The following is a 12,193-nucleotide window of genomic DNA, read 5'->3' as shown; positions in this document are numbered from 1 at the left end:
GCTCATTGCCGCGCCGGTGGGCTGGGCGCGGCAGGGGCTGCGGCTGCTCTGGGCCCTGGGGCGGCTGTGGCCGCCGCCACTGACGGCCTTGCTGCTGCTGTTCGTGCTGCAGCCGGGGGTGATCACCGCCGCCCTGGCCCTGGGCTTCCACAACCTGGGGGTGCTGGGCCGGCTGCTGCTGGAGAGTGCTGACGCCACCGACCCGGCCGCCGAGGAGGCTCTGGCCTGCGGCGGCAGCGGGCCGCGGCTGGCCCTGCTCTACGGCCGCTTCAGCGCCCTGGCCCGGCCGTATCTGGCCTACGGCGCCTACCGGGCTGATGTGATCCTGCGGGAATCGGTGGTGGTGGGTCTGGTGGGGGCGACCGGGTTGGGCAGCCAGCTGCTGGAGAGCCTCAGTTCCTTCGCCTGGGACCAGTTGCTGGCGCTGGTGGCGGCCTACGCCCTGCTCACCCTGGTGGGCGAGGACCTCAGCGACCGGGCACGGCACCACTGGTTGCGGGCGGTCTGAGGGGTCGCCCGTCGCTGGTCGGCGGCCTTCAATAGCGGATCCGATCCGGCAGGGCGTGGTACGCCTTCCAGACCTCCACCGCCTCGTCCCTCAGGGCCTGGGTGAGCCGGATGGAGCGCTGCTCCTTGGGCAGGGCCAGCTGCCCGTAGATCGGGCGATCGTCGAAATCCCCGTACGCCAGGGCGTCCTCCACCGTGGCGGCGTAGACCACCTCCTCGATGCCCGCCCAGTAGCAGGCGGCCATACACATCGGGCAGGGCTCGGCGGAGGTGTAGAGGATGCAGCCGGGCAGCTTGAAGCTCTGCAGGGTGATGCAGGCCAGGCGGATCGCCTCCATCTCTCCGTGCCAGGTGGGGTCGTGGCTGGCCACGACGCGGTTCATCCCCTCGGAGATGACCACCCCATCCCGGACGATCACCGCCCCGAAGGCCCCGCCGGTGCCGAATTCCAGGGCCGCTTTCCGGGACAGGTCGATGGCCTGGCGGAGGAAGGTCTCGTGGTTCGCCTTCGTTGCCGCCATCGATGGTTCCCGTCGGGATTCAGCGTAGGCGTGCCGTTCCGGCCAGCTCCAGGCCATCGGCCAGGGGGATCGCCTCCCGCTGAAGGCGCGCCAGCAGCCGCCGCTGCAGCTCCCGCGAGCAGGCCCACTGCTCGCCGGCCACCGTGGTGAGCAGGATGCTCACGGTGATGCCGAGGGGGCCGGTGGCGCTCACGCCCCGCAGCAGGGGCGCCGCCAGCAGGCGGGAGCTCCAGCTGGCGTCGGACTGGAAGGCACTGAGTTCCGAGGCCACCACCGCCAGCGCCTGGTCGATGTCGTGGCACCGGTGGGAGACCACCAGATTCACAACGATGCCGGAGCGCAGCTTGGTGTGGTTCACCACCCGGTCGAAGGCGCTGTTCTGGACCACCGCCACCCGCTGGTCCAGACAGCGCAGCTGGGTGCTCAGCACCCCCACATCCACCACGTCCCCCTCGAGGCCGCCGATCTCCACCCAGTCGCCGATGGCGTAGCGGTCTTCCAGCAGCACAGCCATGCCGGCGGCGAAATCCCGCAGCAGGCCCTGAAACACCAGCGCCAGACCACCGAGCAGGGCACCACCGGCCACCAGGACGGAGGAGGAGCTGGAGCGCACGCTGGGGATGTCGACCAGGATCCAGCCCACCGCCAGCAGCAGGGAGGCGAGGTCGATGAGGCGATGGCTCACCCGCACCAGGCTCCGGCGCCGCTGTTCCCGCCGCGCCTGCTCTTCGGCCGGCACCCTGGCGCTGTCGGCCCACTGGTGGAGCAGGAAGGTGGCCAGCGTGCGGCCGGCCAGGGCGATGAGCCCCATGGCCATCAGCTTGAGCGCCGCCAGGATGGGCTGAAGGATCAGCTCAAGGCCCAGAGGCACTTCCCCGGGCACGGCCATCACCGCCAGGGCGATCATCACCATCAGCTGGAGCAGCACCAGCAGCAGCAGCAGCAGCCCGAAGAACCGATGCAGCTGGCTACGGGTTTCCAGGCGTCGGCTCACCCCCTCCCGCCGGGCCACCAGCCAGGCCTCCCGGTGGCGTCGGTTGCGGCGCCACAGCAGAAAGCTGGCGCCGGTGGTGATCAGCAGCACCAGCTCCAGGCCGAGGATGATCTGCCAGCGGCGACGGAGCGCGGCCGGCTGACTCACCTGGCGGGCATGGCGCAGGCGGCTCTGCAGCCGTTCCTGCCAGCGCCCCGCCAGCTCCCAGGCGCTGGTGCCGTTGAGGGTGGCGTCGGCGTAGGTCACGGTCAGCAGAGGGATCGGTTCGCCCCGCTCCGGCAGGACCGCTTCCAGCACCACGTCGCCGGCGGCCAGCTCACGGCGCCGCACCACCAGGCCGTCGGGGGCACCCCCCGAGAGCGCCGTGACGGACGGTGCACAGGCCCTTTCCCTGCCGCCCAGCACCTGCAGCAGGATCCACTCGGCGATCCACTCGCTCCCGCTGCAGGGCGAGACCGGGGCGTAAAGGCGACGCAGGTTGCCCTCGATCACCTCGGCCCGGCGCTGGGCGTCCGGGGCATTGCCCTGGGGGCCCACCACAGGGGCCGCCACGGTGATGGCCGGAATGCCCAGGATCCGCACCTTGGCCAGCTCGAAGCTGCCCAGCGTCAGCGGGGCGGTGGGCTGATCGGCGGGCGACCGCGACGGCCCGGTGACGCCGGTGACGGCGGAACCGGCGGGAGCCGCCGCCACCGGCGCCAGGCCCACCGGAAGGGCTACGGCCACCACCAGCAGCAGCGCGCACACCACCGCCAGCCACGTCCTCCAGCGCCGCAGGGGGATCCCCTGCATCAGGTTTCCGTGAGCCGCGGCAGCAGCTGCACCAGGTTGCAGGGGCGGGTGGTGGCGTCGAGCTGGGCGCGGATCAGCCGGTCCCAGGCGGTGGACACCGCATCGAGGGAGCCCGGCAGCACGAACACCACCGTGCCGTTGGCCACCCCGGCCAGGGCCCGGCTCTGCAGGGTGCTGGTGCCGATCGTCTCAAAAGACAGCACCCGGAACAGCTCGCCGAAGCCCTCGATCGTCTTGTCGAGCAGGGGCGCCACCGCCTCTGGGGTGCCGTCGCGGCCGGTGAGGCCGGTGCCGCCGGAGCTGATCACCACCTGCACGGCGGGGTCGGCGATCCAGCGGCTCAGCTCGGCCCGGATGCGGTAGCGGTCGTCGGGCACCAGGGTGCGCTCCAGCAGCCGGTGGCCGGCCGCCTCCAGCCGCTGCTGCAGGGCGTCGCCCGAGGGGTCGTCGGCGAGGCTGCGGCTGTCGGAGACCGTGAGCAGGGCGATGGCAAGGCTCACGGATCCTGGGGCTGGGCTGGCCCTGACGCTAGGGCGGAGAGCGCCTCTGGCACACTGCCTGTCGAGGAACGCAGGCCAAGCGGAGAGCCCGGGGATGCGCTGGAAACGGCTGGGGCGCGGTCTGATGTTCGGCCTGGCGGGCTTCCTGCTCAGCACCGGCCTCAGCTACGTGCTGGTGCTGCTGCTCTACACCCGCCACGACCGCGAGCTGGCCGCGGCGATGGGCAGCTTCTTCTTCTTCGGTCCCATCGGCGGGGCGATCGCCCTGGTGATCGGGCTGCTGGTGTGACGCGGCGGCCGCGCTCAGGCCGCCACCGCCTCCACCACCGCCACCGGTGACGGTGTCGGGTGGATCCCCGCCAGCCGCAGGCCGGCGCGCTCCAGCAGTTCGGCGTAGGCCGCGGGGGTGCGTTCCTGGCCGCCCTCGGTCATCACCAGCATGTTGAGATCGAGCAGCTTGCCCGGGGCCGGATCGTTGCCCGGGGGGATCACCTGCTCGAGGATCAGCAGCCGCCCGCCGGGGGCCAGGCCGGTGCGGATGTGGCCCAGGATCGTCAGGCAGGCGTCATCGCCCCAGTCGTGGAGGATGTGCTTGAGCAGGTAGGTGTCGCCGCCGGCCGGCACGTTGGCGAAGAAGTCGCCGCCGGCGACGCTGAAGCGCCCCTCCAGCTCGGGCGGCACCGTCACCGGCGCCACCACCGCCGGCTGGTCGAAGAGGGTGCCGCGCAGGTGGCCGTGGTGGCGCAGCACGGTCTGTAGCAGTGCGCCGCGGCCGCCGCCCACGTCGACCAGGTGGCGGGAGGCGCTGAAGTCCCAGGTGGCCAGCAGCCCCTCGGTCTCGACACGGGAGAAGTCGGTCATGGCGCCGTCGAAGATGGCGCCGCGCTCGGGATTGTGGCCGTACCAGTCGAAGACGGGTTCGCCGTAGTGGTGACGGAAGGCGCTCTCGCCGCTGCGGACGCTGTGGAGCAGGTCGGCCCAGGCGTCGTAGTGCTCGCCGCCGAGCATGCGCACGAACTGGCGCAGGGAGCCGGGGTGGTCGCTGCGCAGCAGTTCGGCCAGGGGGGTGAGCAGGAAGCAGCGCGGCTCGCTCTCGCTCTCGGCGAACACGCCCAGGCCGGCCAGGCCCCGCAGCAGCCGGAACAGGGACTCGCCATCGGCCCCGCAGCGGCCGGCGAGCTCCTCGGCCGTCAGGCCGTCGGGGCCGGCGGCGGCCAGATGGTCGGCGATCGCCAGCTCGGCGGCCACGTGCAGCATCTGGGTGATCCAGTTGCCGCAGGCGAGCTGCAGGAACCGGCTGGTGAGGTCCGCGCTGGGGTCCATGGAGGCGGGGCGGGGCGTTGCCGGTCTACACCTGGTTCTGCACCAGGGGTGATCACGGCCGGTGACCGGTGCATCGACACAGACGCCCCGGGCGCTGACCCCTTAGGTTCCGGGCGAAATCCCCCGTCACCGCGGTTCCCAGCCATGACCCTGAGCTCCTCCGAGCTGCTTGACGCCCTGCGGTGGCGCTACGCCACCAAGCAGTTCGACCCGGGCCGCAAAATCCCAGCCGACACGTGGGCGACGCTGGAGCAGGCACTGGTGCTCACCCCCTCCTCCTACGGCCTGCAGCCCTGGACGTTCCTGGTGATCGAGGATCCGGCCCTGCGCGCCGAACTGCGGCCCCATTCCTGGAACCAGTCCCAGATCACCGAGGCCTCCCACCTGGTGGTGTTCCTGGCGCGGCGAACGATCGAGCTGGCCGATCTGACGCGGTTGATCGGGGCCACGAGCGCCGCCCGTGGCGTGCCGGCGGAGCAGCTGGAGGGCTACCGGCAGATGATGCAGAAGGACCTGGTCGACGGCCCCCGCAGCGCCGCCATCGCCACCTGGGCAAGTAACCAGGCCTACATCGCCCTGGGCAACTTCATGACAGCCGCCGCCCTGCTGCAGGTGGACACCTGCCCGATCGAAGGCTTCTCGCCCCCCGACTACGACCGCCTGCTGGGCCTGGAGGCGACCCCCTACCGCAGTGCCGTGGTGTGCGTCGCCGGCTATCGCGATCCGGCCGACAAGTACGCCGACCTGGCCAAGGTCCGCTACCCGCTGGATGAGGTGATCGAACACCGATGAATGGCCCAAGGCCCCGCTGTGGCAGACCCCCAGCGGCTGTCGATGTCCGCGGCTAGCCCGGATCTGACGGTGGCAGCAGGATCGGCTCCATGGCGTACTGCCGCCAGCGGCCTTCGGCCTTCTCCGCCACCAGGGGGGTGAGCGTGAGCTTCAGGGGGGTGCCGGCCGCCACATCGACCCGCAGGGCGGAGTAGGAGCGGCGCAGGCTGGAGCCCCGGCCGCTGCGGCCGAGGAAGAGGCGGGAGCGGGCCACCACGCGCTCGCTGCCCGCTGGACCCTCCAGCAGCTCGGGCCCCTCGCGCCGCTGGCGGCGCAGGCTGTAGCCGCTGCCGCCGCAGATCAGCCAGGGAATGTGGGCATCGCCATGGCCGCTGTCGCCGGTCTGGAGAAACTCCAGGCAGTGGGCATGGCCACTGAAGGCCAGATCGATCAGGGGCCGCCCGGCTGGCCGTGGCCCGAGGACACCGGCCACCCGATCGAGGGCCCCGCGCAGCCGGGCGCGCACCGCCAGGGTCTGGCCCTGGTCCCACTTGCTGACTTCGGTGACGACGGGGGGATGGTGCAGCACCAGCAGCCGGCCCCGCACCTCCGGGTTGCGCCAGGAGGCGATCAGGGCGTCGGCGAACCAGTCGAGCTGCTCCTGGTCGACTGCCGGCGGCCCTGCGTCGAGCTGCTTGTCGATGTCCCGGATCTGCTCGTCGAGCTGCTCGGCCTTGGCGGCCCGGTCGTCGCGGGCGTCCTCGTCGCCGCCGAGGGGGCCCAGGGAGAGCAGCAGGGTGGCCCGTTCGGCGTCGAGTTGCTGGCGGCGCCGGCGCAGCTGGCCGTCGTCGCCGGCCGGCAGGGGCTGGTTGATGGTGTTGGAGTCGAGGGCGAACACGTCGACCCCGGCCCAGCGGAAGCGGTAGTGACGGTGGGGCAGGCGGGTGAAGACGCCGGGGCGGTAGAGCAGGCAGCGGGCCCCGTCGACCGTGGCGGAGCGGGTGCGGGCCAGGTGCTCCTCCAGCTCCGCCTCGGGCACCGCGGCGAGACCGTCGAGGAAAGCGCGGGCCCAGGCCTGGCCCACGAAGGAGCCGTGCCAGCCCACATCCAGCTGGATCCAGGGGCGCAGCAGCCGCCGCGGCGGCGCCGTGAGGCCGGCCAGCAGCCCCAGCGGCAGCGGCAGGTCGTAGTAGTCGTGGTTGCCGAGCACCGGCAGGAACGGCACCCGGAAGACGAGTCGGTCGTAGCGCAGTTGCTCCCAGTCCTCGCCACCCACGATCCATTCCCGGTAGGGACGGATGAAGTTGTCGGGGTACTGCTCGCTGGAGCCCACCGGGTAGACGACGTCGCCGGTGTGGAGCAGGAAGCGGGCATCGGCGCCATGGGTGAGCAGCTGCTGCGCCACCCGCCGCTGGGGGGTGTCGCGGCGATGCAGCCCGGTGCCGCTGTCGCCGAGCACGAGGAAGGAGAAGGCCTCGGGGCTCCCCGGATCCCCGTCGATCGCCAGGCGGCAAGGGTCGATGCCGTGGCGGGCAAAGGCGGGATGGCCCCAGCGCACCCGGTCGGCCATGCGGCGGATCTTGGTGGCGACGCCCGCCTCGGTGGCCAGGTTCATGGGGCCCCGCTCACGGTGGCGGCAGCGGCGCGAACACCGTCAGGGCTCCGGGCAGGCAGGTGAAGGTGACTGGGTCGGCCTCGAGCATCTCGCCGTCGATCACCAGCCGCTGGGGTGGGTCGGTGGTGATCGTGATGCGGCTGGCCCGCAGACACAGGAGATCGGGGTGGTTGGCGGGCGACTGCACCACGGCGGAGGTGAGCAGGGAGGCGAGGGCGTTGAGGCCCTGCAGGCGGGTGGCGGGGGAGGCGATGGTGACCTCCAGCAGACCGTCGTCGGGGATCACCCGCCCGAAGCCCTGGGCCAGCACGGAGGTGGCGGGGGCCACGTTGGCCACGGTGATGGCGGCGGCCTGCACGTCGGTGACGGTGCCGTCGATCTCGACCCGGGCCCGGAACGGCTGCTGGGAGGCCAGCTGCTGGGCGCCGGCGAGCACATAGGCGAGCGGGCCCAGCATCGTCTTGAGCTCGCGGGTGGCCCGATCCACCATCCCGGCCTCGAAGCCGACCCCGGCCAGCAGGGTCATCGGCACGTCGTTGCAGCGGGCGGCGTCCACCACGTGGGTGTGGCCGGCCAGGATCGTCTCGCAGGCGGCCACCAGGTCGGTGGGAATGAACAGCGCCGAGGCGAAGGCATTGGCGGTGCCGCGGGGGATGACCCCCAGGGGAATGCCGGTGCCCGCCACCGCCCCCGCCACGGCCGAGACGGTGCCGTCGCCACCGCAGGCCACGATCATGGCGTTGCCCGCCTCGTCGGCCGGCCGGGCCCGGAGGAGCTCGACGAGTTCCCGGCACTGGTCGGCCGGGTCGGTGCCGGCCCGGGTGAGCAGCACCGTCACCAGCAGCTGGGGTTCGAGGATTGAGCGGATCAGGGCCAGATCGGCGTTGGCATCCCCCTGGCCGGCGACGGGATTGAACAGCAGGTAGGCCGAACGGCCGTGGGACAGACCACGCAGGGCCAGCTCGGCGGTGGCGGCATTGAGGGCCAGGGGCACGCCGGCCAGATCACAGGCCCGCATCAGCAGCCCGGCGTCGGGCGGGGTGCCCGCCGGCGCCGCCGGATCGAGGAAGGCCACCACCAGGTCCACCGCATTGGCCAGCACCTCGGCGGCCACCTGGATGTCCCCCCCCTCGGCGAGGGCCGCCAGCGCCGTGACCCGCAGCTGGGCGGTGCGCGGGTCGCTGCCGATCGCGGCCGCCAGTTCGGCGCTGGCCAGCAGGGGGAAGCCGGCCAGCGCCAGCGACTGACGGTCGAGCCAGTCGAGCAGCGCCTCGCGGCGCGACGCACTTGCCAGCAGCGCCAGGGCATGGGCCATGGGGATCAGGTTACGGGGACAGCGCCGCCGGCTTTCCAGGGCACGCCGCCCGCGGTGGCATCGGTGGCAACGCGTCGGACAACACAACGCGGAGCAGGAGAGTGCCCGGCTTCACGGTGTCGCCGTGGTCCAGGCCTTGAGCTGTCGATCGCTGTAGATTTGCCCTTACTGGTGTCCATGAGCGCATGAGTCAGCAAAAGCTCTGAAGGCGTCCGACCTCTAAGTTGCTCGCTCTAAGTTATTCGCTCTATGTTGCTCGCAACAAAGCAGCTTACTGTTTTTCAAGTTAAAGACATGAATCCATGGCAAGTTGGCATGTTCATGAGACGATTCTCCCAATGGAGCATCAACATCCTTGCGGTCTTCATGGTCGCCTCGGGGGCGTACCTGGCCTTCTCGGGAGATGACCAGGACGAACGCCTGATCGGTGCCACCAACATCCTCCTGGGGACGTCTCTCCTGTCCATGGTTGAGAATGGGCCACGTACCCAGTAGCTGCTCGGGGATCAGTGGCTTGGAGCGAGGCCGATGGAGCGCCCGGAGGACATCCACGCCTTGCATCAGCCTGTCGATGAGAGGGCTTCTTCCCGGAATTGCCGGAGCGGGGAAGCGCACCTCACCCAGGCGGCTGATAGCCCAGCGACCGGCCTCCCGTCTCTCTCCGGATTCGGTGGCTTCACGAGACCTTGGGAGCTTGACACGTTCAGCGCATCGAGCTCTGCATGACTCCTTTGCTGGAAGGAAACCGGAGCTGACCCGTCCAAGCCGGAATGGAACCATCCTGTCAGGTTCCCCATCAGGGCCTTTGTCGCGATGATGCTCTTGGCCCTCACGGTTGATGCAGCCCGGTGATGGGGAGCGCTGACTTTCCTAAAAGTATCGATCCATGACTACCAACGAGCTTGCCCATCTTCGTAACATCGGAGCAACCGTTGCCACAAGGCTCCAGGAGGCTGGGATCACCAGCGAGGCTGAGCTCAGAGAGCTTGGGGCTCCCAAAGCCTATCAATTGATGTCTGCCCAATGTCCAGGCAAGCATCTTCCAGTCTGTTACTATCTTTATTCTCTCGAAGGTGCTATTCAGGATCGACATTGGGACGATTTTTCCGAGCAAGAGAAGACCGATCTCAGGTTGGCTGCAGGGTTGCCAAAGTGAACAGCCCGGCAGTTGATCCCGTCTCCCCATGACGACAACAGCCACATGGAATGTCTTCTGCGGTAAGTCTGATGTTGGTCGATCCACGGTGGCGGCGGGTCTTTCTTCCCAGCACAGCCCCACCATGGTGTTCGAGGATGTCTGGTTCCGTGACTGGAAGTGGCTCAAGGCGGTTGTGCTGACTTCCCAGGCCAGTACGCAAGCAGGCCGCCGCTGGTTTCGTTCCCCGTTCGAAAACGCTTCCGCGACCCATGGCCTGCACGTTCTCAGCGTCGGATGAAGACTGCCTGGACAGGATCGCCTGGCGCCATTGCGAGCGCCCACCAGGGTCCCATCACCTGAGCGAGGACAACTTCTGGCACATCGCGTTGTTCTTCCAACCGCCGCAGGAGGCTGAGGTGTTCAACGTCAAGCTGTATGCCATGAAAAACCCCTGGCGTCGCTACCATGTTTCCGTTGAGGGCTGACAGGGGCCCCACGCGCGCCGACCCATGTGGTTCGAAGCACTGACCGGCTTTCCGGAGGCCTTTCCACAACAGGTTCGTGAGGCGATCACGGTTGACGGCGAGACCTTGACATCCCATGCGAACAGGAGGGTGTTGGTCTGCGGCCGACTGGAAACACCGTCGTTGGCTGAGTTACGCGAGCGGGTGGCTTCCAGCGGCGATCCAGTGGTCACGCTGCGGGTGCGTGAAGTGGTGGCCAATGTTCAGAATCTGCATGCCGAAGCGTCGAACGCCGATGCACTCTTTCAGGTGGCTTCTCAGTTCAACCTGCTTGAAATGCTGTCACCGGATGTGACGCCTGAGCACGGCGTGGGGATCTATGAACATGACCATACCCAGGGGCCGGCGTGTGCCATCGCGGCTGGCGCCGGAACGATCTATCGCAACTACTTCGCGGATGTCAACGGCCAAACCGGCCAATCAGCGCGTCACCAGATCGACTGCCTGGCCGATCTCGGTATCGCCCTGGGCAATACCGAGGGCCGCCTCTGGGAGATGCGGAATGGCTACCCCTTGGCCTCGCAGGCTGGCCTGGTTGAGATCTCAGAACGTCTGACGTCTGCGGACGAAGACCAACGCGATGGCTGGCGACAACTGCTGCGGGTCGGCATCCAGTGGCGGACCCAGGTGACGCTGAAGGATTGCAGGCACCTTGTCTCCCAGGCCTACGGGTCCGCCTTACCCGTGGCCTATTCCAGGCATGCGCCAGCCCTCTGGGCCCCGTTCGCTCGGCTGATTCTGGAAGCCTCCTATGAGGCAACGATCTGCGCCGCCATCCTGAACTCAGCTCAGCATGGAAGCAACAGCGTGTTTCTCACCCTTCTCGGTGGCGGAGCCTTTGGCAACGAAACCGACTGGATTCTGGACGGCCTCCAGCGAGCCCTGAACCTCCATCGACATGCTGATCTTGATGTGGCCATCGTCAGCTATGGCGCTTCCAAACCGGCTGTCAGACGCCTTGTCAGCCAGTTCAGATCATGAGCTCCCCGTTCGAGGTTCAGGAGGTTCATCTCTGGTGGGCGAAGGCCTGGCTGGAGTGGCCAGATGGAACGCCGGTGCAACCAGCCGCCTGAGCTTGCCCCTACCCTGCCGAAAGTCTGCCCAGCCCTGCCTTACGGAGTGTGATGCCGCCTGAACAACCCCTCAGCACGACACGTTCCGCCGTGGCGCGGCGCTTTGCTGCCGGCGCTGCCATGGGTGGGCTGATCGCTTCGGTGCCCTTCGCCGCTGGTCATCCTCTCCAGCTCAGCAGCCTGGAGATTCTTGCTGCCGCCCTCGTGATCACCGCATCAGGGGTGATGGGCTGTCTCTGGGGCGGACGCTTTCTTGACGCGCTCTCGAGGGCGCTCGATTCCACTTCCGTTTGAGGCTTCAGACTGCGCTCCATGCCGAGGACGAAGGCTGCCATGACCTTCACGCGATTGCTGACCAACCTCTGCTCCGACCGTCTGGGCGAAAGTCGCGATTTCTATGTCTCGCTCCTTGGGTTCGAGGTGAACTACGACAGCGACTGGTACGTCCAGTTGCACTCCCCCACCCATCCGGCGCTTGAGCTTGGCCTCATTGCCCGATCCAGTGAGCTGGTTCCGCCGTCCTTTCAGCAGGCGCCTGCCGGCCTGTTCATCACCTTCGTGGTTCCTGACGTCGATGCTGTGTATGCCAAGGCCCTGTCCCTGGGGCTTTCGATCCTTCAGGAGCCCAGGAACGAGTTCTACGGCCAGCGACGCTTCCTGACCGTCGATCCCAACGGCTGCCTCATCGACATCGGCAGCCCCTGCTGAGCGCCTGTCCGCCCTGTCCGGCGGAGCACCCTGGCCGCCACCCAGGCTCTGATGGCATGATGACCGTCATGCGATACCCGGAGAGCCACAAGCAGGCCGTTCGTGCCCGCATCCTCGAGGCCGCCGCCGAGGAGCTGCGCCGCCATGGTCTTTCGGGCATCGGCATCCCCGCCCTGATGCGACGGGCCGGCCTCACCCATGGCGCCTTCTATGCCCATTTCCCCAGTCGGGACGCCCTGGTGGCCGAGGCCATCCGCACGGCCGCCGCCGCCAGTGTCGACGGTCCGCTGGCCCCGTCGCTGTCGCTGGAGCAGAGCCTTGCCGCCTACCTCTCCCCCGAGCACCTCGCCCACCCCGAGCGGGGTTGCGTGATCGCAGCCCTCGGCGCGGAGGGGGCCCGCCAGCCCGCCCC

At 69.0% G+C, this 12,193-nt stretch carries 17 protein-coding genes; 11 read left to right on the top strand and 6 right to left on the bottom strand.

Going from position 1 to position 12,193, the window contains the following annotated elements:
- Positions 1–508 (top strand): PhnE/PtxC family ABC transporter permease (locus VB737_RS02850; RefSeq protein ID WP_500310962.1); only part of this gene is annotated, 508 nt, incomplete at its 5' end.
- A gap of 28 nt (positions 509–536) precedes the next feature.
- On the opposite strand, the gene VB737_RS02845 is transcribed toward VB737_RS02850, so the two are convergent.
- Genes VB737_RS02845 through moaB form a run of 3 tightly spaced genes read right to left on the bottom strand, consistent with a single transcriptional unit; the run spans position 537 to position 3,314 of the window.
- Entirely contained in the window at positions 537–1,028 is a 492-nt protein-coding gene (locus VB737_RS02845) for a nucleoside deaminase (protein WP_500310960.1), read from the bottom strand.
- 19 nt (positions 1,029–1,047) lie between these two features.
- Entirely contained in the window at positions 1,048–2,814 is a 1,767-nt protein-coding gene (locus VB737_RS02840; RefSeq protein ID WP_500310958.1) for a mechanosensitive ion channel family protein, read from the bottom strand.
- The gene (gene moaB / locus VB737_RS02835) at positions 2,814–3,314 is read right to left on the bottom strand and encodes a molybdenum cofactor biosynthesis protein B (protein WP_500310956.1); all 501 of its coding nucleotides are present in this window, start codon (positions 3,312–3,314) and stop codon (positions 2,814–2,816) included. The genes VB737_RS02840 and moaB overlap by 1 nt, the downstream gene beginning before the upstream one ends.
- A gap of 94 nt (positions 3,315–3,408) precedes the next feature.
- On the opposite strand from moaB, the gene VB737_RS02830 reads away from it, so the two are divergent.
- Positions 3,409–3,603 (top strand): hypothetical protein, encoded by a 195-nt coding sequence (locus tag VB737_RS02830; RefSeq protein WP_500310954.1) that lies wholly within the window; start codon positions 3,409–3,411, stop codon positions 3,601–3,603.
- Positions 3,604–3,617: 14 nt separating this feature from the next.
- Here the strand turns inward: VB737_RS02830 and VB737_RS02825 are convergent, their stop codons facing one another.
- Positions 3,618–4,637, bottom strand: coding sequence for a methyltransferase (locus tag VB737_RS02825; RefSeq protein WP_500310952.1), 1,020 nt, complete (start codon positions 4,635–4,637; stop codon positions 3,618–3,620).
- A 144-nt stretch (positions 4,638–4,781) separates the two neighbouring features.
- On the opposite strand from VB737_RS02825, the gene VB737_RS02820 reads away from it, so the two are divergent.
- Positions 4,782–5,429: an NAD(P)H-dependent oxidoreductase gene (locus VB737_RS02820; RefSeq protein ID WP_500310950.1), complete on the top strand. Its 648-nt coding sequence runs from the start codon at positions 4,782–4,784 to the stop codon at positions 5,427–5,429.
- Between the two features lie 52 nt (positions 5,430–5,481).
- On the opposite strand, the gene VB737_RS02815 is transcribed toward VB737_RS02820, so the two are convergent.
- Both VB737_RS02815 and VB737_RS02810 read right to left on the bottom strand, forming a co-directional pair.
- The gene (locus VB737_RS02815; RefSeq protein WP_500310949.1) at positions 5,482–7,023 is read right to left on the bottom strand and encodes a metallophosphoesterase family protein; all 1,542 of its coding nucleotides are present in this window, start codon (positions 7,021–7,023) and stop codon (positions 5,482–5,484) included.
- Positions 7,024–7,033: 10 nt separating this feature from the next.
- A complete protein-coding gene (locus VB737_RS02810; protein WP_500310947.1) occupies positions 7,034–8,338 on the bottom strand; it encodes a diacylglycerol kinase family protein in 1,305 nt (434 codons plus the stop codon).
- Positions 8,339–8,587: 249 nt separating this feature from the next.
- On the opposite strand from VB737_RS02810, the gene VB737_RS02805 reads away from it, so the two are divergent.
- The 8 genes from VB737_RS02805 to VB737_RS02770 all read left to right on the top strand — a co-directional run.
- Positions 8,588–8,833, top strand: a complete 246-nt coding sequence (locus VB737_RS02805) for a hypothetical protein (RefSeq protein ID WP_500310946.1) — start codon at positions 8,588–8,590, stop codon at positions 8,831–8,833.
- Between the two features lie 391 nt (positions 8,834–9,224).
- The gene (locus VB737_RS02800; RefSeq protein WP_500310944.1) at positions 9,225–9,494 is read left to right on the top strand and encodes a TfoX/Sxy family DNA transformation protein; all 270 of its coding nucleotides are present in this window, start codon (positions 9,225–9,227) and stop codon (positions 9,492–9,494) included.
- 28 nt (positions 9,495–9,522) lie between these two features.
- On the top strand, positions 9,523–9,774 hold the full coding sequence (locus VB737_RS02795; RefSeq protein ID WP_500310943.1) for a hypothetical protein: 252 nt from the start codon (positions 9,523–9,525) through the stop codon (positions 9,772–9,774).
- Positions 9,746–9,961, top strand: a complete 216-nt coding sequence (locus VB737_RS02790; protein ID WP_500310941.1) for a hypothetical protein — start codon at positions 9,746–9,748, stop codon at positions 9,959–9,961. Before VB737_RS02795 ends, VB737_RS02790 begins: the two co-directional genes overlap by 29 nt.
- A gap of 24 nt (positions 9,962–9,985) precedes the next feature.
- On the top strand, positions 9,986–10,981 hold the full coding sequence (locus VB737_RS02785) for a hypothetical protein (protein WP_500310939.1): 996 nt from the start codon (positions 9,986–9,988) through the stop codon (positions 10,979–10,981).
- A gap of 182 nt (positions 10,982–11,163) precedes the next feature.
- Positions 11,164–11,367, top strand: coding sequence for a hypothetical protein (locus VB737_RS02780; protein ID WP_500310937.1), 204 nt, complete (start codon positions 11,164–11,166; stop codon positions 11,365–11,367).
- A 39-nt stretch (positions 11,368–11,406) separates the two neighbouring features.
- Positions 11,407–11,781, top strand: coding sequence for a VOC family protein (locus VB737_RS02775; RefSeq protein ID WP_500310935.1), 375 nt, complete (start codon positions 11,407–11,409; stop codon positions 11,779–11,781).
- 68 nt (positions 11,782–11,849) lie between these two features.
- The coding region (locus tag VB737_RS02770; RefSeq protein WP_500310933.1) for a TetR/AcrR family transcriptional regulator at positions 11,850–12,193 on the top strand (344 nt) is incomplete at its 3' end.

It is taken from the genome of Synechococcus sp. BA-120 BA3 (assembly GCF_034931285.1).
Lineage (GTDB): Bacteria > Cyanobacteriota > Cyanobacteriia > PCC-6307 > Cyanobiaceae > Cyanobium.
The sequence above is the reverse complement of the archived record's forward strand: the minus strand, read 5'-3'. Positions and strand labels throughout refer to the sequence as shown.